Below are 22,149 nucleotides of genomic sequence, written 5' to 3'. Positions count from 1 at the left end.
AAAGGAAATACAATGGCTGAAGATACTAATTTAGAAATAGAAGAAGTCAGTAAAAATAAAAGCAAACTCATTATAATTATAGCCGCTGTATTAGTTATTGTTGGCGGTGCAGCTGGTTACTTTTTACTATCGGGTGATGATGAGCCCGTAGAAACTTTAACAGATGATGCCGCCAGTGGTGAAGTAGCCGCAGAATCATCAAGCTCCTCGGCAACGGTCGGCAGTGCGCTATATGTTGCTATGCCAAGACCTTTTATATTTAATGTTCCAGGGGCGAGTCGCGATAGAATTGTACAAATTAAAGTGCAATTGCTGGTGCGCGGAGATGGCAATGAAGAAACTGCTAAAAAGCATATTCCACTGATTGAAGGTACGCTATTGAGTGTATTTTCAATGACTACCGCAGATGAACTAAGCACCAGTGTAGGCAAAGAAACACTGCGCTTTACTGCGCTTGATAAAGTACAAGCTGCAATGATGGATGTGGAAGGAAGTAAAGTAATTGAGCGGGTACTGTTTACCGGCTTTGTGATGCAATAAGGGGTCAGTGTGAGCGATTTATTATCCCAAGACGAAATTGATGCGCTATTACACGGTGTTGATGAGGTCGAAGAGGAAGATATACACGACGGTGAAGACGGTGAGGGAAGTACGCTACAGTATGACTTCTCTTCGCAAGATCGCATCGTGCGTGGTCGCATGCCGACACTTGAAATTGTTAATGAGCGATTTGCGCGTCATATGCGAATTAGCTTATTTAACATGATGCGCCGCACCGCTGAGGTGTCAATTAATGGCGTGCAAATGATCAAATTTGGTGAGTATATTCATACCTTATTTGTACCAACCAGTTTGAATATGGTGCGTTTTCGCCCATTAAAAGGCACTGGTTTAATTACCATGGAGGCGCGCTTAGTCTTTATACTGGTAGATAACTTTTTTGGTGGCGATGGTCGTTATCATGCCAAAATTGAAGGGCGTGAATTTACCCCAACAGAGCGCCGTATCGTGCAAATGCTGCTAAAAATAATCTTTGAAGATTACAAAGAAGCATGGGCGCCGGTTATGGATGTGTCGTTTGAGTATCTCGATTCTGAGGTGAATCCCGCCATGGCTAACATTGTTAGCCCAACCGAAGTGGTGGTTATTAGCTCTTTTCATATTGAGCTTGATGGCGGCGGTGGTGACTTTCATATTGCGCTGCCTTACTCAATGCTCGAACCTATTCGAGAGCTACTGGATGCAGGTGTTCAGTCTGATACTGAAGATACCGATTTACGTTGGAGCAAGGCACTTCGCGACGAAATAATGGATGTAGAAGTCGATTTGTCGACTCAGCTACTTGAAGTTGATTTAAGCTTAAAACAAATTATGGAGCTTAAGGCGGGGGATATTATTCCTGTTGAAATGCCAGAGCATATTACTGTGTTTGTTGAAGAGTTACCAACATTTAGAGCTAAAATGGGTCGCTCACGCGATAACGTTGCGCTACAAATTAGTGAAAAAATTAAACGCCCTGATTCAGTTAAATCTGAGCTGCATGTCTTTACTAAAGGCGGCAAAAAAATTGATTCAGATGCAGAATTAGCAGAACTAGAAGATGATTTACACCTTTCAAACGGTGTAGACTTAGACTGGTAATTGATTAAAAGGTTAAAAGTATGAGCGATGATCAAGATACGATGGACGAATGGGCAGCAGCACTTGCTGAGGCTGAGGGAACTGACGATGATAGTGCAGAGGTTAAAGTAACCGAGCTTGATGAGCTGGATGATTCAAAGCATGAGCTCAGCGGTGAAGAAAAACGTAAACTCGACACTATTTTAGATATTCCCGTTACTATTTCGATGGAAGTAGGGCGTTCTAAAATTAATATTCGTAACTTATTACAACTTAACCAAGGTTCAGTTGTTGAACTTGATAGGGTTGCAGGTGAACCGCTAGATGTATTAGTTAATGGTACGTTGATAGCACATGGTGAAGTGGTTGTGGTGAACGATAAGTTTGGTATTCGCTTAACGGATGTAATTAGTCAGGTTGAACGGATCAAAAAGTTACGATGATAGCATTACTTGGTTTAAGCAATTCTGTGTTTGCAGCTACCGATGCTGCAACACCCACCACAGACATTATTTCAATGGTTATGTCGTTAGGTGTGGTGGTAGTGTTAATTTTAGTGTTGGCTTTTTTTGTTAAAAAGCTTAATCCAAATTTAACCAATAACGATGAGTTTAAAGTGATTCGCAGCCTCCCTTTAGGCTCACGCGAGCGTTTGATGGTAGTTGAGATAGATAATGCACAGCATCTATTAGGTGTAACTCCACATAGCATTAATTATTTACACAAACTAGAAACCCCCCTAACAGAGAAAGAGTTACCAGAATTAGCGAAGCGTTTTGGCAAAATGTTAAATCCACAACTTAATCAAAATAAAAAGAATTAATATTATGACCAAATGGCTGCTTATTATTCTTGCCACCGTGTTCATTCCTGGTGTTAATGCGGAAGGAATTGACGCGCTTACGATCACAAGTAATCCTGATGGCACGCAAGACTATTCAGTGACGCTACAAGTGTTAGCGATCATGACGGCAATGAGCTTTATTCCAGCAGCCATTATCATGATGACCTCGTTCACTCGAATTATTGTTGTTTTAGCTATTTTGCGCCAAGCGATTGGTTTACAACAAACGCCTTCTAATCAAGTATTACTAGGTATGTCGCTGTTTTTAAGTATTTTTATTATGGCGCCTATTTATGAGCAAATAAACGAACGTGCAATCGAACCGTACTTAAGTGAACAGGTAACATCACTAGAAGCACTCGATTTAGCTAAAGAGCCAATGAAAGCTTTTATGCTTTCTCAAGTACGATTAAAAGACTTAGAAACCTTTGCAAAAATAGCTGGGTACGATCAGCTTGATTCACCCGAAGCAACGCCAATGATTGTTCTTATTCCGGCGTTTGTGACCAGTGAGCTACAAACGGCCTTTATTATCGGTTTTATGTTCTTCATCCCCTTTTTGATTGTCGATTTGGTGGTTGCATCGGTGTTGATGGCCATGGGTATGATGATGCTATCCCCCATGATAGTATCGCTACCGTTTAAGATTATGTTGTTTGTATTGGTTGATGGTTGGAGCTTGGTGATGGGGACGCTCGCTAAAAGCTTTGGGTTGGGCACATAGTGGTGCTTTCTACTTTGAACCAATCACTCTAGGAGTCGCCCATGGAACCTGAAGTATTTGTTGATATTTTAAGTGGAGCCCTGTTTTTAGTGATTAAGCTGGTGTCTGCTATTGTGGTACCTGGTTTAATTATTGGTTTAGTAGTGGCAGTATTTCAGGCGGCAACCTCAATTAATGAACAAACACTGAGCTTTTTACCGCGTCTATTAATTACTATTAGTGCGTTAATAGTGGGTGGACATTGGTTTACTCAAGAGCTGATGGATTTTTTTAATCGCTTAGTGCTTCTTATACCCGAAATAGCAGGTTAACGATGGAGTTCCCATTTTCCGTTGTTATTCAATGGTTAAGTGATTTTTTACTGCCCCTGGTGCGTATTAGCTCAATGATCATGATAATGGCGGGTATTGGCGCCAAAAACGTCCCTTCTCGAATTAAAATGGGCTTGGCTGTTGTAGTCACATTTTTAGTTGTGCCTGTTTTACCTCCCGCTACATTTACTAATTTATTTTCTTTTGAAATGGTTTTAGTGGTGCTACAACAAATGCTGATTGGCGTTGCGATTGGTTTTGCATCCACACTACTGCTCAATACATTTGTGTTAGCCGGGCAAATCCTTGCTATGCAAACTGGTTTAGGTTTTGCGTCTGTTGTTGACCCCTCAAATGGAATGAGTGTGCCTGCTGTAGGGCAGTTCTACCTCATTTTAGCTACCTTGTTATTTTTTGTATTTAATGGCCATTTAATGATGATTCAAATGGTGGTACATAGTTTTCAGGTATTGCCAATTGATGGTAATTGGTGGGCGGTTGATCATTATTGGGACATAGTGACATGGGGTGGTTGGATGTTTACCACTGCACTAGTGCTTTCGTTAGCGCCATTAACGGCCATGCTTGTAATTAATATGTCATTTGGCATCATGACCCGTGCTGCCCCACAGTTAAATATCTTCTCTATAGGCTTTCCGTTTACCTTAGTGGCAGGGCTCGTTATTATTTGGGCTACCCTCGGTAACTTTATCACTCAGTTTGAGTTCCAATGGCTAAAAATGGTTGAGCTAATGTGTACTCTAGTTGGTTGTTCCCCTTAGGAGAGCGTAATGGCTGAAGATTCAGGACAAGAAAAAACCGAAGAACCCACGCCCAAAAAAGTTGATGATGCCAAAAAGAAAGGCCAAATAGCGCGCTCTAAAGAGCTAGGTACTATGTTTGTACTTATTTTTTCTGCTATTTCTCTATTAATGTACGGCCCTGAAATTGGCAAAGGCTTGTACCGAATTATGGGCAGAATGCTTAGTCTTAATCGCAATGAAACCTACGACACCACAAAAATGTTTGCGGTGTGGGGGGAGGTGGCCGACGTACTGTTATTTCCTATGTCGATGTTTGTACTTATTATTGTACTCGCTGCGTTTATTGGTAACACCATGCTTGGCGGCTTTAATTTTAGCTGGCAGGCAGCTGCGCCCAAAGCCAGTAAAATGTCGCCAATGAAAGGTTTTACTCGGATGTTTGGCCCGCAAGCGGCTATTGAACTACTTAAATCATTATTAAAGTTTGGCCTAGTGGCAACTTTCGCTATCTTTTTAATTAATGTTTATTTTGATGAAATATTACATTTAAGTATAGAAAGTGCGCCAGGCAATATCGTGCATGCTTTGGAAATATTAGCCTGGATGTTTTTAGGGTTATCTTGCACCTTAATTATTATTGCAGCTATTGATGCGCCATTTCAAAGTTATAGCCATAACAAACAGCTTAAAATGACGATGCAAGAAGTAAAAGATGAATATAAGAACTCTGAGGGGGATCCGCAAATCAAAGCGCGTATCAGGCAAACCCAACGTCAAATGTCGCAAAAGAGAATGATGCAGGATGTTCCCGATGCCGATGTTATTGTTACCAATCCTACTCATTACTCAGTGGCTTTAAAATACGACACAGAGCGAGCTGGAGCGCCTATTGTACTAGCCAAAGGTGTTGACGAACTCGCTATGCAAATTCGTAAAATTGCTTTAGGTAATGAAGTGCCTATTGTTGAGTCGCCTACTTTAACGCGAGCGCTTTATCATACTGCTGAAGTAGGGGATCAAATTCCCGATCAGCTATTTACTGCTGTTGCTCAAGTGCTTGCCTATGTATTTCAACTTAAACGGTTTAAAAAAGGCCGTGGAAAACGCCCTGTCGCGCTTAATAAAAAACTGCCAATCCCCGATGAATTCAAGTATTAACCGCTAACCAACTAACTTGGAATAGTTATTGCAATTTCAGCGTAGTGTCAATTTTTTGAAATTGTAGAGTTATGGAATTTAAAGCGGTATTACAACAACTTAATAAAGATAAAAAAGAATATGCAAAGGGCGTTGGTACACCGCTTTTAGTCTTAGCTGCGCTTGGCATGGTTATTTTACCCCTGCCTCCATTTCTGCTTGATATATTATTTTCGTTTAATATCGCGCTTGCATTAGTAGTATTACTGGTCACTGTATATACCATGAAGCCGCTTGAATTTGGCATGTTTCCAGCTGTGTTGTTAATCGCCACGATCATGCGTTTAGCACTTAATGTAGCCAGTACTCGGGTGGTACTACTTGAGGGTCATAATGGTGGTGATGCTGCTGGTAAGGTAATTGAAGCATTTGGCTCGGTGGTGATTGGTGGTAACTACGCCGTGGGTTTAGTGGTATTTTTGATTCTAATTATCATAAACTTTGTGGTAATTACCAAAGGTGCAGGGCGTATTTCTGAAGTGTCAGCACGTTTTACCCTTGATGCTATGCCGGGTAAGCAAATGGCGATTGATGCAGATATGAATGCTGGCTTTATTAGTGCAGAGCAAGCCAGAGAACGTCGTGATGAAGTAACCCGTGAAGCCGACTTTTATGGTTCTATGGATGGTGCTAGTAAATTTGTAAAAGGCGATGCTATCGCGGGTATCGTTATTTTAGTGATTAATATTGTAGGTGGTTTATTTGTTGGTATGATCCAACATGATTTGAGTTTTTCCCGTGCCATGGAAGTGTATACACTATTGACCATTGGTGATGGCTTAGTAGCGCAATTACCTTCATTACTACTTTCAATTGGTACTGCGATTGTTGTAACGCGTCAAAATGAATCGCACAATATGGGCGATCAGTTTAAGCAGCAGCTAGGAAACGAAAAATCGTTATTTATTGCCTCTGGTATCCTCATTACTATGGGTTTAGTCCCAGGTATGCCGCATATTGCATTTTTAAGTTTAGGGGCGCTTTTAGGTTACCTTGCATACTACACGCAGCAAAACAAACTTAAATTAGCAGCTGCTGAAGCCGAAGAAGCTGAAAATGCAGCCTCAGGTACCGGAATTGCGGCTAAACAAGAACAAAAAGAACTGGGTTGGGATGATGTACAGCAAGTTGATGTTATTGGCTTAGAAGTGGGTTACCGGTTAATTCCTTTAGTAGACCAATCACAAGGTGGCGAGCTATTAAACCGTATTAAAGGGGTGCGTAAAAAACTATCTCAAGAGCTAGGTTTTTTAGTGCCGCCAGTGCATATCCGCGATAATCTTGAGCTCGACCCAAATGCGTATCGCATCACCATGATGGGTGTATCAAGTGGTGAGGGTGAGCTTAAACACGGCGATGAACTGGCAATTAATCCTGGCCAAGTGTTTGGCCCGCTCAAAGGCATTGAAACTACAGACCCTGCATTTGGTTTAGATGCGGTATGGATAAAACCAGATCAAAAAGATGAAGCGCAATCTTTAGGTTATACCGTAGTTGATTCAGCAACCGTTGTGGCCACTCATATTAGCCAGTTACTCACAAATAGCGCCGCATTATTGCTTGGCCACGAAGAAGTACAAAACTTATTAGATATGTTAGGTAAAAGTCACCCTCGCTTAGTTGAAGGGCTGGTACCGGATGTATTACCGCTGACCACCATCGTTAAAGTACTACAAAACTTATTAAATGAAGGGGTAGCAATACGAGATATGCGTTCGATTGTTCAAACCCTTGTTGAGTATGGCCCTCGTAGCCAAGACCCTGATGTATTAACGGCTGCAGTGAGAATATCGTTGCGTAGATTAATCGTTCAAGATGCTGTTGGTATGTCTTCTGAAATCCCTGTCATAACCTTGGCGCCTGAGTTGGAACAGATGTTGCATCAGTCACTTCAAAATGCAGGTGATGAAGGTGCCGGAATAGAACCAGGACTTGCTGATAGACTTCAAACATCATTGAATGAAGCACATCAAAATCAAGAAATGGCCGGTGAACCTTCAATATTGCTAACGTCAGGAATGTTACGCACTGTGTTATCTCGATTTGTTAAATACACCATTCCAGGATTGCGAGTGATGTCTTATCAAGAGATACCAGATGAAAGACAGATCAAGATTGTCAGCTCTGTAGGCCAACAATAAGATTTTAAAGGGGTTTGAATTATGAAAATTAAACGTTTTTTTGCTAAAGACATGCGCACCGCACTAAAAGAAGTAAAAGAAGAGCTTGGTGTTGATGCGGTTATTATGTCAAATAAGAAACTAGCTAATGGCGTTGAAATTGTTGCTGCTGTTGATTACGACAAAGCCGCGACAAAAGCGCCAGAGCAACCTCAAAGCCAACCAGCTGCAAGTGCTTCATTTGCACATACCCAGAGCTCACATAACTTTGTAAAACCAGAGCCACAGCGTGCTCAACCTAAGCCACAAGCAAAGGTAGCAGACAGTTTACAAGCTTTATTAGAACGTCAATCTCCCCGTCCTCGTTCAGCAGAGCTTGCGTCAATGTTTTCACAATCAGGTATTGATACTTCTGGCCATTATCAAGAACAAGAAGCTGTGCAATCTCGACCTAAAAATATGTTTGAACGTGAACAAAGTGCGCCTGCACGTCCTCGTACTCAAGCTGATAGCTTAGGTTTTGATGATTTAGACAGTGGTTTTGACGATTTAGACTCACCGAGTGCACCGCGTCAGCAAACGATGCAAAACGAGTCGAGTGATATAAGCACCATGCGCGAAGAAATGAACGCAATTCGTCAATTACTAGAACATCAAGTGTCAGGTTTAATGCAACAAGATATGGCACGTCGTGATCCAACCCGTGCATGCATGATTGACCGTTTAGTGGGTATGGGAATAGATAAAGACGTTGCTGAGCAGATGGCATGCTTTGTACCTGATGATGTATCTCGCCAACAAGGTTGGAAAGCCTTATTGAATATGGTTGAAGATCAAATGCAAACCACTAACAACGAAATTCTTCGCCAAGGTGGTGTTTATGCTCTAGTGGGCCCAACAGGGGTAGGTAAAACCACCACCGTTGCAAAATTAGCTGCATTAGGTGCGCAAAAGTATGGTGCTGATAAAGTCGCGCTTATTACCACTGATACCTACCGTATTGGTGCGTATGAGCAGCTAGCAACTTACGGTCGAATTATTGGCTGTGGCGTAAAACAAGTTAAAGATGCAAATGAATTAGCAGAAGTTTTATACCATTTACGAAATAAACGTCTAGTCTTAATTGATACAGCAGGAATGAGTCAGCGAGATTTACGCTTAACTGAGCAGCTTAATACCTTAATGCGTAATCAACGTGTGGATATACGTAGTTATTTAGTATTAAGTGCTACAGCGCAAATCAATGTATTACAAGAGACAGTAAGGCACTTTAAAAAAGTACAGCTTAGTGGGTGTATTTTTACTAAGTTAGATGAGTCATTGAGTTTAGGTGAGATTATTAGTATTGCGATTCAAAATCGTCTCCCAATAGGGTATCTTACTAATGGTCAGCGAGTACCAGAAGATATCAGAGTGGCAAATGCTGAAAAACTAGTAAAAAAAGCTGAGCAATTGTATTTAAAAAGAATAAAAGCACAACAATCAAGACACCAATCAGTGGCGTCGAACACAGTAGAGATGTATGATTAACACAGTTTTAGATCAAGCAAGCGGCCTTCGCAAAATGAGCAACAATAATAATAACGGCGTAAAAGTTATCGCTGTCACCGGCGGCAAAGGTGGAGTGGGTAAAACAAACGTATCCCTTAACACGGCAATCGCGTTAGGCCAACAAGGCAAGCGTGTGCTGGTATTAGATGCTGATTTAGGGTTAGCTAATTGTGATGTTATGCTTGGACTGCGTGTAGAGCGCAATTTGTCTCATGTTTTATCAGGTGAATGTGAACTCGAAGATATTTTAGTTGAAGGCCCCGCAGGCATAAAAATAGTACCTGCAACATCGGGATCGCAAAGCATGGTTGAGCTATCTCCTTCAGAGCACGCCGGACTTATCCGTGCATTTAGCGAGCTTAACACCGATTTTGATATTTTAATTGTGGATACCGCAGCGGGTATTTCTGACATGGTATTGAGCTTTTCTCGCGCCGCACAAGATGTGGTTGTGGTGGTATGTGATGAGCCAACCTCAATTACTGATGCTTATGCACTAATTAAAGTACTGAGCCGTGAACACGGCGTAATCAAATTTAAAATTGTTGCCAACATGGTGCGTAGCTTACGTGAAGGGCAGGAATTATTTGCTAAACTATCAAAAGTAACCGACCGATTTTTAGATATAACCATGGAGTTGGTTGCAACAGTTCCTTATGATGAGAATATGCGCAAATCAACGCGTCGCCAAAAAGTGATAGTTGAAGTTTTTCCAGGGTCTCCTGCTGCGATTGCTTTTAAAACACTGGCGACAAAAATTACTAAGTGGCAAACACCTAGTCAAGCCTCGGGTCATTTAGAGTTTTTTATTGAGAAGCTAGTTAGTAACTAACGATGACAATACCGGTGAATAGAGCTATGGGATATCAGTCAGCACAGAATTTAAATATGATTGTTGAAAAGCATGCCTCATTAGTCAAAAAAGTGGCATGCCATTTAATTGCTCGTTTACCGGCCAGTGTGCAACTAGATGATTTAATTCAATCAGGTATGATTGGCTTAATAGAGGCTTCAAAAAACTTCGATGCCAGTAAAGGCGCGAGTTTTGAAACCTTTGCGGGTATTCGTATTCGTGGTGCAATGATAGATGAAATGCGACGAGGTGATTGGGTTCCACGTTCAGTTCACAGAAAAAGTAGACTAGTAGCAGAGACGATAGTCGCGCTTGAAAACAGTTTAAATCGTGAACCTAAAGATAGTGAAGTGGCTGAAAAACTTGAAATTTCGTTAAATGAGTACCATCATATTTTAAATGATGTCAATGTAAGCAAAGTTTTGGGCATTGAGGACCTTGGTATTGACGATGATGTGATTACACCTCATGGCCAAGATTTAGCACTAGACAAACCTTTCAATAATGTTAAAAATGAACGGTTTAATGAGTCTTTACTCAATGCGATAAAGTCGTTACCGGAAAAAGATGCAATGGTGCTTTCTTTGTACTATAACGATGAAATGAATTTAAAAGAAATTGGGCATATACTCGATGTTAGTGAGTCGCGTGTAAGTCAGATACATGGTCAGGCGATGATTAAGCTTAAAGCAAAAATCAATGACTGGATAAACTAGAAGTAAGTAAATAAAGGTTCAGGCCTCACTGGAGGATGTTTTGGATAAAAACATTAAAATTCTTGTTGTTGATGATTTTTCAACAATGAGACGTATTATTAAAAACCTGTTGCGCGATTTAGGTTTTACCAATGTTCAAGAAGCGGATGATGGGTCAACTGCTTTACCTATGTTGCAAAATCAAGTATTTGATTTTGTTGTAACAGATTGGAATATGCCAGGCATGCAAGGTATTGATCTTTTGAGGGCAATTCGAGCTGATGACAAATTAAAGCATATTCCTGTTTTAATGGTTACAGCAGAAGCTAAAAAAGAACAAATAGTAGCTGCGGCCCAAGCAGGTGTTAATGGTTATATTGTTAAACCATTTACTGCAGGTACATTGAAGACTAAATTAGAAAAAGTGTTCGAACGCTTAGGTTAATGAGAGGGAGAGGCTTATGTCAGCACCTGCTGCGCCTCAGATTACTTTAGAACAAGCTCGCCAGTTGGTTGTTTTTTTAGAAAATGGTGAGCAAGATAAAGCGAATCAGTTAATTTTAGAAACAGCTTCACAAGAGCAATCACAGTTATTTGCTGAGGTAGGTAAGTTAACGCGTCAATTACATGAAGCTTTAAAGAGTTTCGAGTTAGATACGCGCTTAACAGACATTACCACTGATGCCATCCCTGATGCTAAGAAACGCCTCAACTATGTCATGGAAATGACTGAGAATGCAGCCAATAAAACAATGGATGCAGTTGAAGCTAGCTTACCTTTAGCGCAAGAAATTGCTGACGAAATTTCTGATATCAAGCCAACGTGGGATCGGTTAATGAACCGGGAAATTGAGCTTGGTGAGTTTAAGTCACTTTGTCATAGTATTGATAAGTTTATGAACAGCTCTCATCATAAAACTGATGAGTTGCAGATGTTGATGACCAATGTATTGATGGCTCAAGACTATCAAGATTTAACTGGTCAGGTTATTCGTCGTGTTATTGAACTTGTGCGTGAAGTTGAAGAAAGCTTGATCCACTTGTTAACTGCATTTGCAGCACAAGGTGAGGTTGAGCCAACACAACAGACCGAACAACCAGAAGAAACAGAAGATTCCATTGTTGCACAAACACTAGCAGGCCCTGAAGGGCCTATTATTGATAAAGAATCGCGTAATGATGTTGTATCTGATCAAGATGAAGTTGATGATCTATTATCAAGTTTGGGCTTCTAATAGGAGAGTACTGCATGAGCTTTGAAGTCGATGAAGATATTTTACAAGACTTTTTAGTAGAGGCCGGAGAAATCCTTGAGCTTTTATCTGAACAGTTAGTAGAACTGGAAAACAACCCAGATGATACTGAACTACTAAACGCAATATTTCGTGGTTTCCACACTGTAAAAGGTGGCGCCGGCTTTTTGGCAATGACAGAGCTTGTTGATGCATGTCATGGTGCTGAAAACGTGTTTGATTTATTGCGCCAAGGTGTAAGAACAGTTAACTCTGAATTAATGGATGTAATTTTACAAGCGCTCGACACCATTAATGAAATGTTTGCCACAATTAAAAATCGTGACCAGCCAGAACCTGCTGATCCAGAGTTACTTGCAGTCCTTCATAAGCTTGGACAACCACCGACGGCAGAAGAGCTAGCCGGCGATGCTGTAGTTGAGGAAGATACAGCCTCTGTTGAAACCCCATCAGTAGAACCTGAGGCCGCTGTAGAACAACCTAGCAATGATTCTGAAGAAGACCCATTCGCATTTGATGAATTATTTAGCGGCCCAGATAGTAGTAGCTCAGACTCTCAGATTGATGAAATAACTGAAGATGAGTTCGAAAGTCTTCTTGATGAGCTTCATGGTAAAGGCCAGTCCACGCAAGAAAAACAATCCCCATCAAGCGACAGTGATGTAAATGGCGATATTACAGATGATGAATTTGATAGCTTATTAGATGAGCTTCATGGTGTTGGTAGTTTTGGCGAAGTTACTCAAAGCACTGCAAGTACACCACAGCAAGCACCATCAGCTCCTGTAGTAGATTCACAAAATAGTGACTCAAGCGCGGGCGATGATGAAATAAGTGACGATGAATTTGAAGCTTTGCTAGATGAATTACATGGCAAAGGTGCACCTAAAGCTATAGAAGTATCGGCTCCGGCAAGTAAACCTGAGCCCGTAGCCGCAAACAAGTCTGCACCTGCTGCTACACCGAAACCTGTACCAAAACCTGAACCGAAACCGGTACCAAAAGCAGAGCCTGCTAAGCCGGCGCCTGCTCCACAGCCAGCCAAGGCCGCGCCGCCTAAAAAAGCAGCGCCTCCACCGGCAGAAACAACGGTTCGTGTTGACACCAAACGTTTAGACCAAATAATGAATATGGTAGGCGAGCTGGTACTTGTGCGAAACCGTTTGGTGAGTCTGGCAACAAACTCTGACAGCGAGGCTATGGGCAAAGCTATTTCTAATTTAGATGTAGTGACTGCTGATATCCAAGGTGCGGTAATGCAAACGCGAATGCAGCCAATCAAAAAAGTGTTTGGCCGTTTTCCACGTGTAGTTCGAGATTTAGCACGAACGCTACAAAAAGATATTAATTTATTACTTGTTGGTGAAGACACTGATTTAGACAAAAACTTAGTAGAAGCATTGGCAGATCCATTGGTGCATTTAGTGCGCAACTCAGTGGATCATGGTATTGAAATGCCAGATGTTCGTGAAGCATCGGGTAAACCTAGAACGGGTACTGTGACCTTATCAGCTTCTCAACAAGGCGATCATATTCTACTTACCATCCAAGATGATGGTGCCGGTATGGATGCTGAAAAGCTTAAAAAGATTGCGATTAGTAAAGGGGTGCTTGATCACGACCAAGCGAGTCGTCTTTCTGATACTGAAGCGTATAATCTTATTTTTGCACCTGGTTTTTCAACTAAAGAAGAGATCTCAGATATTTCCGGCCGTGGTGTTGGTATGGATGTGGTTAAAACAAAAATCACTCAACTCAATGGCTCGGTGAATATCAAATCAGAAATGGGTGTTGGTACTACTTTAGAAATTAAAGTGCCACTTACTCTAGCGATACTGCCTACCTTAATGGTAATAGTTGGCGAACAAACCTTTGCGTTGCCGCTGGCGGGTGTGAGTGAAATATTCCATTTAGATTTAACAAAAACCAATGTGGTTGATGGCCAGCTAACTATAATTGTTCGTAAAAAATCAATTCCACTATTCTACCTTGAACATTGGCTCATTAAAGGCGCCGATAGAGGTCAGCGAAAAGCACAAGGTCATGTGGTTATTGTGCAAATAGGAACTCAAAAAGTGGGTTTTGTTGTTGACTCGCTCATTGGTCAAGAAGAAGTGGTAATTAAGCCTCTAGACGCATTACTTCAAGGTACACCAGGTATGGCAGGTGCAACAATTACCTCTGATGGTGGTATTGCACTGATCCTAGATGTGCCAAATATGTTAAAGCATTACGCTGGATAATTAAAAGTAGGCATACATTTTATGCCTACCCATTCATTGAATAAGAGAGCGAAATGGCTGTTAAAGTTTTAGTAGTTGATGATTCAAGCTTTTTTCGCCGCAGAGTGAGTGAAATACTTGAACAAGACAGCGGCATTGAAGTTATAGGTTTCGCTGTAAATGGTCGAGAAGCTGTCGATAAAACAGCTCAACTACGACCCGATGTGATCACCATGGATGTTGAAATGCCTGTGCTTGATGGCATCAGCGCAGTTAAAGAGATAATGGCGAGTAATCCCACTCCTATTTTAATGTTCTCGTCGTTAACGCGTGCAGGGGCATCTGCTACCTTAGATGCACTTGATGCTGGTGCGATGGACTTTTTACCGAAAAAGTTTGAAGATATCGCACGTAACAACGACGATGCAATTAAGTTACTACAAAATAAGGTTAAGGAAATAGGTCGCCAGCGTATTGGTAGAATCACAAGAGCGCCAGCCTCTCCTAGTATAAGTAAACCAGCACCAAGCACGTCTGAACGCTTTTCTAATCTCGCTAAAAAGCCAATTGTTCAACCTGATCGCAGCTTCAATAATACAGCTCCTGTACCAACCAGTAGTGGTACATCAGTGCGCGCAAGTGGTAAACAGTATCAACTAGTTGCTATTGGGACATCAACAGGTGGACCGGTTGCACTGCAAACTATATTGACTCAGTTACCTGCTAATTTCCCACACCCAATACTACTCATACAACACATGCCTGCGGCATTTACACCTGCGTTCGCAACCCGATTAGATAGCTTGTGCAAAATTAAAGTAAAAGAAGCACAGCAAGGCGATAGGCTTCAACCTGGCTGTGCATATTTAGCACCAGGTGGGCAGCAAATGATGGTAGAAGGACGGGGTTCAAACAGAACACTACGCGTATTTGAAGATAAAAATGAACGAGTAAGCTATAAGCCTAGTGTTGACATAACCTTTGCTAGTGCAGCAAAAGCATACCAAGGTGATGTACTTGCCGTTATTTTGACTGGTATGGGCGCGGATGGTCGTGATGGTGCTCGTATGCTTAAACAAACTGGCGCTACAATTTGGGCTCAAGATGAAAAAAGCTGTGTTGTATATGGTATGCCGCAAGCAGTAGCAAGTGCAGGATTAGCAAGTGAAAGCATAGGTCTTCATGATGTTGCTGCGCGTTTAAAAAGAGAGATTGGCTGTGGATAAGCTTTCTATTTTAGGATTATTGGTTGCATTAGGTGCTATTGCAATCGGTTATTCTTTAGAGGGAGGTGTGGTATCTGCTCTGTTTAATGGGCCTGCACTTATTATTGTATTAGGCGGCACATTAGGAGCAGTGATGCTGCAAACATCAGCCAATACATTTAAGAAAATGCTTAGTATTACTCATTGGGTTTTTGTTACTGATGACCACGATATTGAAGATACGATTGAACAAGTAAAACGCTGGTCGCATAAAGCCCGCCAAGAGGGCTATTTAGCGCTCGAAAACGAAGCACTTACTCACTCTGACCCTTATGCCACTAAAGGACTGAGTTTATTAGTCGATGGCTGCTCAGATCAAAAGCTTCGTGATACTCTCGAGATTGATTTATTACTTGAACGAGAACGATTGCTGGAAGCTAGCCGAGTGTATGAAGCGATGGGAGGTTACAGCCCAACCATTGGTATTTTAGGTGCTGTGCTTGGACTGATCCAAGCTATGTCGTTTATTAACGATCCTGAGCAATTAGGAACGGGTATTGCCACTGCATTCATTGCGACTATATATGGTGTAGGTTTAGCTAATTTACTGTTTTTGCCGATGGCCAACAAATTAAAGCAACGGGTTGAGCAAAAAATGCTTTACCATGAAATGCTAGCTGAAGGCGTTATTGCCATTAGCCAAGGCGAGAGCCCTATTAATATAGAATTAAAGCTTGAAGCTTACCGCGTTGAACGTCCTATATTACAGGCTCATTAGCGGTTATGCTTCGCCGTCGCTTACGTCATCAAAACGTTAAAAGCCAACATACTGAGCGTTGGCTAGTCTCTTATGCAGATTACATGACCATTATGTTTGCATTTTTTGTTGTATTGTATGCTATTGCAATAAACAAAGAAGACAATATACAAGTTTTATCTGACTCTCTTGAGCATGTTTTTGATAAGTCAGCTAAACAATTTTCTCAGCAAGGTAAGGGAGTAAACGGCGATGCTTTGTTGCTTGAAAGAGTGACTCCCGAGGCTGAAGTTTTATATGGCGAAAGTATTCAAAAACAAGAACAAGGGCCAGTATTGCTCGATGGCCAAAGTGATAATAGCAATATCAGCCAGCGTCACTTAGGTAAGCCACTCGACAGTTTACTGGTCAAACTACAGTCGTCACTCATTGATGAAATACGTAGTGGCGATGCAAGCTTAGAGCTTAGTCAAGATTGGCTGGTTATTGAACTTAATTCTGGGTTGTTGTTTGCCAGCGGTAGTGCCGTTGCGCATAACCAAGCTAAAGACGTTGTAAAAAAGATTGAAGCAATAATCGCACCTGTCGATAACTATATAAGAGTGCGGGGATACACAGATAACGAAACTATTCGCAATGAAATATTTCGCTCTAATTGGGAGTTGTCGGTGGCACGTGCAACATCAATATTAGTTGAATTAGAGCGCTTAGGTATTCAATCTGCGCGCATGGCAATTGAGGGATATGGCCAATACTCACCTTTTGCCGATAATGATACCGAAGCAGGGCGGGCTGAAAACCGCAAAGTGGTGATTGCGCTTTCCAAATACGGCTTGGTTTTAGAGTCAGCGGATGAGGATACTGAGCAGCAACTTCCTGAAGCTATTAAACCAGCTGAAGTTGAGCTGCCTACTCAAGACGATACAATAAAAATAATTCGCTTAGAGCATGGTGGTATTCGTGTTACTACGCGTAATGAACAGTAATTAGGATGTAATGTGAAAATCTGGACAGTAGCCAATCAAAAAGGAGGGGTAGGTAAAACCACTACAGCGGTTAGCCTTGCTGGCATCCTTGCGCTTCAAGGTAAGCGAGTGTTACTGATTGATACCGATCCACATGCATCATTAACTTATTACTTTGGCATTGATTCAGAAGATTTAGAGGTCAGTGTTTACGATATTTTCAGTCGCGGGTCGAGCATGAAAAGCGAGGAAATATTGCAAGCATTATGCCCTTCTACTATAGAAAATCTTGATATTTTACCTGCCACAATGGCGATTGCTACACTTGACCGTAGTATGGGTAATAAAACGGGGATGGGCCTGATTTTAAAAAAAACATTGGCTAAAATTGGCGAGCATTACGATTACGCAATTTTAGATTGTCCGCCCGTTTTAGGGGTACTTATGGTCAATGCCCTTGCTGCTTGTGAAAGAGTGCTGGTGCCAGTACAAACTGAGTTCTTAGCGCTTAAGGGGCTTGATAGAATGATGCGTACTATGGAATTAATGCAAACCTCGCAAGCGAAAAGCTATGAATATACTATAATTCCAACTATGTATGATAAGCGCACCAAAGCGTCACTTGAAGCCTATAAAACATTACAAGATACGTACAAAGAAAAAGTATGGCCAGGTGTAATTCCTGTTGATACAAAATTTAGAGATGCGAGTTTAGCGCAAAAAGTGCCTATTGATTTTTGCCCTAATGCCCGTGGAGTCTATGCTTATAAAGCATTGCTCGAATATTTAATAAAACAAGGTTAATAAATGAGTAAGCAATTATTTGCTAATGAAAAAGTAGTCACTCAGTATTTAGGGGCGTTATTATCTGATGACGTACCAGCGAAAGACCTTGAGCCTGTTGCTAAATTGCTTGAGCAGGTAGCGTATGAAGAGCAAAAAGAGCAACCACTTCAGGTTGAATCGGTAGTTGAGCCGGTTGTTGAGGTTGAAAAACGCCATGAGCAGGTAACGAATGTAGAAATAGATTCTCACCAAGTTCAGCAGCTTAAAACTGAACATGATGTAGCACTTGGTAATGAAGCTGAATACTTTGATGGTGAATTTCAGGCATTATTTTTTGAGGTAGCAGGACTCACTTTAGCAGTGCCATTAAAAGCGTTAGGCGGCATTCATGAGCTTGGGGAAGTGAATCATTTATTTGGTAAACCTAAATGGTTTAAAGGTGTCATGATCAACCGAGAAGAAAAGCTCAATGTTGTTGATACTGCACGCTGGGTTATGCCTGAAAAGTATGATGAGCAGTTAGAGGCATCTTTAAATTATCAATATCTAATCACTTTAGGTGATAGCCAGTGGGGTTTATTAGCAGAAAAACTAATAAATAACATTACATTGAGTAAAGAAGATGTAAAATGGCGTACAAATGACAGTAAGCGCCCATGGCTTGCTGGAGTAATTAAAGAAAAAATGTGTGCTTTAATAGATGTTAATAATTTAAATGCACTATTAGAGAAGGGCTTAGATAGCCGTCACAAGTAATGACCATTACGAGGTAAGAGCATGAGTGAAGATAAATTACTGTCAGCTAAAAAAAATGCAGATAATAATGATGAAATTTTACAGTGGGTTACGTTTAAGCTAGAAGATGAAACTTATGGCGTAAATGTAATGCAAGTGCAAGAAATACTGCGTTACACCGAAATTGCTCCTGTCCCAGGTGCGCCTTCGTATGTGATTGGTATTATCAACCTGCGTGGTAATGTTGTTACCGTTATTGATACTCGCTCTCGCTTTGGGTTACCTGACATTGAAGCGACCGACAATTCACGTATTTTGATTATTGAAGCTGAAGAACAAGTAATTGGTATTTTAGCCGATAGCGTGTCTGAGGTCGTGTATTTACGTAGCTCAGAAATTGACAGCGCTCCAAACGTGGGTACTGAAGAAAGTGCTAAATTTATTCAAGGTGTATGTAACCGCGATAATGAGCTACTTATTCTGGTTGATTTAAATAAACTACTTAGTGATGACGAATGGGATGAGTTAAGCGATATATAAGCTTCTCTACATAAAATTATGTTATTACTTGGTATTGCAATTGCGGGTTTGGCATTTGGGCTATTCTCGCTGCTGTTAATTGTGATGTTTAAAAAGCGTTATGCGAATGAGCTTGGCGCACAATTACAGCAATTTAAAGATTCATCAGAGCAGATTAATATTTTACGTAGCGAAGTCTCTGAGTTACGAACTGGATTAATGAGTATTGGTAAACGAGTGCTTGAGGTAGAACAACAAAACCAAGAGCTGATACAGCAACAAGCTGCTCAAAAATACGATGACCCTGATGCTAAAATATACTCTCGAGCGGTAAAAATGGTTGAGCTAGGTGCTGATTTAGATGAGGTTATTCGCGAGTGTGAATTACCCCGCGCCGAAGCAGAACTGTTATTTTCTTTACACAAACAAAAAGGCGCTTAGCGCCTTTTTTGTTTTTATCATATTGGCTCATGCTTTTATATTGAGCTTCCCTTGAAAGTCCTGCCATCCGGGCGGGAATTTCCCTCTTACCACATATGAAAAAGCAATCAGTTCAGCAATAACAAAGTAAAGCTCTTTAGGGATCTCTTCGCCAAGCTCTAATTTCGACAGTGTATTTGCAAGTGCTTCATCCTGATGGATTAAAATACCTTTATCTTTAGCTAGGGCAATAATTTCATCCGCCAATTCTCCAAACCCTTTAGCGCTTACGGTGGGTGAATTACCCGTTTCGTAGAGCAGTCCAATTGCTGAATTGTTTTTAAATGAATCCGTCATGGCTAAACCTTAATATTTATAATGGTATGGGATTGATAAAATGCTTGATGGTTGTCATCTGCGCGTTTCAAATTAAGATCGCCGACTTGTAAGCCCTGTTTTGCTAGTTTTGAGCGTAAATTATCAAGGTGTGGATGAGCCAACGCGCTCACAGCTTGAGTGGACGCTAATAACTGACAATCTAATGCTTTGTCCATCAACTCTGCGGTTATTTGCAGCTTACCTAGTTCAGCATAATCAAAATTTAATCTTACAAACCACACGTTTTTATCCGCTAATTTGCCGTTGTTTGGCTTTTTATATTGTCCTAACGATATTTCTGTTTGTGCCGCCTCTGGTGGCAGTTTCATAGGCAATAAAAACTGCACTAAGGAGTTAGTGTCAGGCTGCTGGCTCAAAACGGGCGCTTGTACTTGGCTTAAGGTGTTTTTAATTTGTGTTAATTCACCTGCTAATGCTTGCACTTGTGGTTGCTGTAACTGTTCTAATAACTTATTAGTATTATTACCGGCCTTGAAGCTTGGTAATAAAACCTGAAGTAGGGCCTCTAAACCGCTTTGATTATTAATGCTAACGGCTGTTGGGTTTTGGTTAATAATCGGCGCAGCTAAAATGCTTAATGAAAGTTGTTCTACACCTCGATTAAAGGAACTCTGCAAAGTGTCACTGGTTAGTTGTGTCGGCTTTATAGTGCTGAGTATTTCACGTTGTATGGTGGTCGGGTGTAAATTACTTTCTGACAACATACGGTTAAAAGCTTGATTAACCAAGCGGTTTAAGTCAGTACCCTGATCTGCCGCCTTAGTTACGATAGTGTTTAGTTGGCTGCTTAGAGCGTGTTTGCTTGCTTCTTTTTGCTCTATTGGAGCGGTTTCGGTTTGCTTTAAAACGGCTGTCAATAATAGCTTTTCCAGTGGCTGCAAATGATTAACGGCTGTTAAGGTGCTATTAGCTGTTTGTGCTGATTGGGTAATAACAGGGTGTAAATCTACGGGTGTTGGTAACGCTCGCTGTTGCCATAAAGAGATACTGGTTTTTAGCTGCTGGGTTAGTTGCACTAAAGGGGGGGGAGTTCCTAAAGGGCTTTTTAATTGCGTAATGTCTATTTTTTGCGTTGGCGCGAGCAATTGTTGCTGTTCATTAAAAGCAATGTTTGGTTTTTGAGATGCGTTTAATACAGTGGTAAATGGCTTGCTTTCAAAATGTTTTACCGCATCTAAAATACGTGTTTTAAAATCAGCAAAGCTGCTTTTTAGCCATGATTGAATTGGACTATTAACGGTACTAAGTGGATGAGACTTAATTTTTTGCGAATCGATAGCAACTTGCGGTTGCTGTAACAGCATTTCATTAAATGGTTTACTAAATGAGTTTTTAAGCTCCACGGTTATATTTTGATAAGCGGTTTTAATTAATAGTTTATCTGCTTGGCTGCTAATAGTTACCTTAGTCGGCGTTGTGGGTAGTTCAGATAACTGTTGATGGCTTAAGCTAATATTTAACGAGCTTTTTGCGGTATTTGGAGTTAGCACCGCAAACTTGGGTGTAGCATGAAGCTGAGCATGACCTAAATTGTTAGCAACTAATTGTGTTAGTTTTGCCTGGCTTAAAGGTTGAGAATGTACAATGTCAGCAAAACGATTAATGATATTTAGCCGTGTACCTTTGCCATCAGTATCAATTATGCCTTTTAATAAGGGTTCTTCGGCCAGTAATTGCGCTACTTGTTTATTAATGGCGATGCTGGCATTAAATTTTTCAATCACCAGTTTTGGCGTTGGCTTTAAAGTAACTTGTATCGATAGCGGGTTGTTTTGAATATCACTTTGAGTGTTTATAAAGTTTAAAAACCGCTGTAACTGTTCTGGTTGTTTAATTGATAAGGTGCTGTTGTTAGGAATAATGGTTAAGCTTTTACCATCTGCACTTAGTTGTATGTTAGCACTCGCTATTTTTTCAACGTTTGTTGGGGCTTCATTAACAGTGAGCCGAATTGTTTGCCAATGCTTATTCATAAATACATCAAGCGTAACTGAATCTTTAGAAAACTGAATGTTTTTTGCCGCTAGTACTTCAGGCGGCAGTATTGGTAACGCAGTTTTACCCGAATCGGTTGTTTGATTACTAACCTGTGGGTTAGTCACTGTAATGTGCGTTGGTGTATTCATTATTTTATATCAAGTTTTCTGTATTTTAAGTAAATCGATTCTAAAGCAATATTCGTATTACCCTATCATTATGGTAGACTTAC

General features: G+C 40.9%; 24 protein-coding genes. 22 read left to right on the top strand and 2 right to left on the bottom strand.

Going from position 1 to position 22,149, the window contains the following annotated elements; translation table 11 throughout:
- Positions 1-12: 12 nt before the first annotated feature.
- The 22 genes from fliL (at position 13) to FHG08_RS14915 (ending at position 19,562) form a co-directional block, all read left to right on the top strand.
- On the top strand, positions 13-540 hold the full coding sequence (gene fliL / locus FHG08_RS15020; RefSeq protein WP_138605303.1) for a flagellar basal body-associated protein FliL: 528 nt from the start codon (positions 13-15) through the stop codon (positions 538-540).
- Positions 541-549: 9 nt separating this feature from the next.
- Positions 550-1,641 (top strand): flagellar motor switch protein FliM, encoded by a 1,092-nt coding sequence (gene fliM, locus FHG08_RS15015; protein ID WP_010387912.1) that lies wholly within the window; start codon positions 550-552, stop codon positions 1,639-1,641.
- A gap of 20 nt (positions 1,642-1,661) precedes the next feature.
- Positions 1,662-2,063, top strand: a complete 402-nt coding sequence (fliN, locus tag FHG08_RS15010) for a flagellar motor switch protein FliN (RefSeq protein ID WP_010387913.1) — start codon at positions 1,662-1,664, stop codon at positions 2,061-2,063.
- On the top strand, positions 2,060-2,443 hold the full coding sequence (fliO, locus tag FHG08_RS15005) for a flagellar biosynthetic protein FliO (RefSeq protein WP_010387917.1): 384 nt from the start codon (positions 2,060-2,062) through the stop codon (positions 2,441-2,443). The genes fliN and fliO overlap by 4 nt, the downstream gene beginning before the upstream one ends.
- Before the next feature lie 4 nt (positions 2,444-2,447).
- Positions 2,448-3,188, top strand: a complete 741-nt coding sequence (fliP, locus tag FHG08_RS15000; protein WP_178956409.1) for a flagellar type III secretion system pore protein FliP — start codon at positions 2,448-2,450, stop codon at positions 3,186-3,188.
- Between the two features lie 41 nt (positions 3,189-3,229).
- Entirely contained in the window at positions 3,230-3,499 is a 270-nt protein-coding gene (locus tag FHG08_RS14995) for a flagellar biosynthetic protein FliQ (RefSeq protein WP_010387922.1), read from the top strand.
- Between the two features lie 2 nt (positions 3,500-3,501).
- Complete coding sequence (gene fliR / locus FHG08_RS14990; protein WP_010387923.1) at positions 3,502-4,281, top strand: flagellar biosynthetic protein FliR; 780 nt, start codon at positions 3,502-3,504, stop codon at positions 4,279-4,281.
- 9 nt (positions 4,282-4,290) lie between these two features.
- Positions 4,291-5,421 carry a flagellar biosynthesis protein FlhB gene (gene flhB / locus FHG08_RS14985; protein ID WP_010387924.1) on the top strand — a complete coding sequence of 377 codons (1,131 nt, stop codon included), beginning with the start codon at positions 4,291-4,293 and terminating at the stop codon, positions 5,419-5,421.
- 71 nt (positions 5,422-5,492) lie between these two features.
- The gene (flhA, locus tag FHG08_RS14980; RefSeq protein ID WP_054201717.1) at positions 5,493-7,601 is read left to right on the top strand and encodes a flagellar biosynthesis protein FlhA; all 2,109 of its coding nucleotides are present in this window, start codon (positions 5,493-5,495) and stop codon (positions 7,599-7,601) included.
- 21 nt (positions 7,602-7,622) lie between these two features.
- Positions 7,623-9,110, top strand: coding sequence for a flagellar biosynthesis protein FlhF (gene flhF, locus FHG08_RS14975; RefSeq protein WP_138605305.1), 1,488 nt, complete (start codon positions 7,623-7,625; stop codon positions 9,108-9,110).
- Positions 9,103-9,963 carry a MinD/ParA family protein gene (locus tag FHG08_RS14970; protein WP_138605306.1) on the top strand — a complete coding sequence of 287 codons (861 nt, stop codon included), beginning with the start codon at positions 9,103-9,105 and terminating at the stop codon, positions 9,961-9,963. Before flhF ends, FHG08_RS14970 begins: the two co-directional genes overlap by 8 nt.
- A gap of 26 nt (positions 9,964-9,989) precedes the next feature.
- Positions 9,990-10,700 (top strand): RNA polymerase sigma factor FliA, encoded by a 711-nt coding sequence (locus tag FHG08_RS14965; RefSeq protein WP_138605376.1) that lies wholly within the window; start codon positions 9,990-9,992, stop codon positions 10,698-10,700.
- Positions 10,701-10,740: 40 nt separating this feature from the next.
- Entirely contained in the window at positions 10,741-11,124 is a 384-nt protein-coding gene (gene cheY, locus FHG08_RS14960) for a chemotaxis response regulator CheY (protein ID WP_138605307.1), read from the top strand.
- Positions 11,125-11,140: 16 nt separating this feature from the next.
- Positions 11,141-11,914 (top strand): protein phosphatase CheZ, encoded by a 774-nt coding sequence (locus FHG08_RS14955; protein ID WP_178956408.1) that lies wholly within the window; start codon positions 11,141-11,143, stop codon positions 11,912-11,914.
- A 14-nt stretch (positions 11,915-11,928) separates the two neighbouring features.
- Positions 11,929-14,175, top strand: coding sequence for a chemotaxis protein CheA (locus FHG08_RS14950; protein WP_178956407.1), 2,247 nt, complete (start codon positions 11,929-11,931; stop codon positions 14,173-14,175).
- Between the two features lie 53 nt (positions 14,176-14,228).
- A complete protein-coding gene (locus FHG08_RS14945; RefSeq protein ID WP_178956406.1) occupies positions 14,229-15,380 on the top strand; it encodes a chemotaxis response regulator protein-glutamate methylesterase in 1,152 nt (383 codons plus the stop codon).
- A complete protein-coding gene (locus tag FHG08_RS14940) occupies positions 15,373-16,137 on the top strand; it encodes a flagellar motor protein (protein ID WP_138605311.1) in 765 nt (254 codons plus the stop codon). Before FHG08_RS14945 ends, FHG08_RS14940 begins: the two co-directional genes overlap by 8 nt.
- 5 nt (positions 16,138-16,142) lie before the next feature.
- Positions 16,143-17,102: a flagellar motor protein MotB gene (locus FHG08_RS14935; protein WP_178956405.1), complete on the top strand. Its 960-nt coding sequence runs from the start codon at positions 16,143-16,145 to the stop codon at positions 17,100-17,102.
- Positions 17,103-17,114: 12 nt separating this feature from the next.
- Positions 17,115-17,885: a ParA family protein gene (locus FHG08_RS14930; protein ID WP_138605313.1), complete on the top strand. Its 771-nt coding sequence runs from the start codon at positions 17,115-17,117 to the stop codon at positions 17,883-17,885.
- Positions 17,886-17,888: 3 nt separating this feature from the next.
- Complete coding sequence (locus tag FHG08_RS14925; protein ID WP_178956404.1) at positions 17,889-18,623, top strand: CheW domain-containing protein; 735 nt, start codon at positions 17,889-17,891, stop codon at positions 18,621-18,623.
- Between the two features lie 21 nt (positions 18,624-18,644).
- Positions 18,645-19,142 (top strand): chemotaxis protein CheW, encoded by a 498-nt coding sequence (locus tag FHG08_RS14920; protein WP_008112225.1) that lies wholly within the window; start codon positions 18,645-18,647, stop codon positions 19,140-19,142.
- Between the two features lie 18 nt (positions 19,143-19,160).
- The gene (locus FHG08_RS14915; RefSeq protein WP_054201706.1) at positions 19,161-19,562 is read left to right on the top strand and encodes a DUF2802 domain-containing protein; all 402 of its coding nucleotides are present in this window, start codon (positions 19,161-19,163) and stop codon (positions 19,560-19,562) included.
- A 27-nt stretch (positions 19,563-19,589) separates the two neighbouring features.
- Here the strand turns inward: FHG08_RS14915 and FHG08_RS14910 are convergent, their stop codons facing one another.
- Together FHG08_RS14910 and FHG08_RS14905 are read right to left on the bottom strand one after the other, a co-directional pair.
- Positions 19,590-19,898: an EscU/YscU/HrcU family type III secretion system export apparatus switch protein gene (locus tag FHG08_RS14910; protein WP_054201705.1), complete on the bottom strand. Its 309-nt coding sequence runs from the start codon at positions 19,896-19,898 to the stop codon at positions 19,590-19,592.
- Between the two features lie 2 nt (positions 19,899-19,900).
- Positions 19,901-22,066, bottom strand: coding sequence for a flagellar hook-length control protein FliK (locus FHG08_RS14905; protein WP_178956403.1), 2,166 nt, complete (start codon positions 22,064-22,066; stop codon positions 19,901-19,903).
- Positions 22,067-22,149 lie beyond the last annotated feature (83 nt).

It is taken from the genome of Pseudoalteromonas sp. Scap03 (assembly GCF_013393115.1).
Taxonomy (GTDB): Bacteria; Pseudomonadota; Gammaproteobacteria; order Enterobacterales; family Alteromonadaceae; genus Pseudoalteromonas.
The sequence above is the reverse complement of the archived record's forward strand: the minus strand, read 5'-3'. Positions and strand labels throughout refer to the sequence as shown.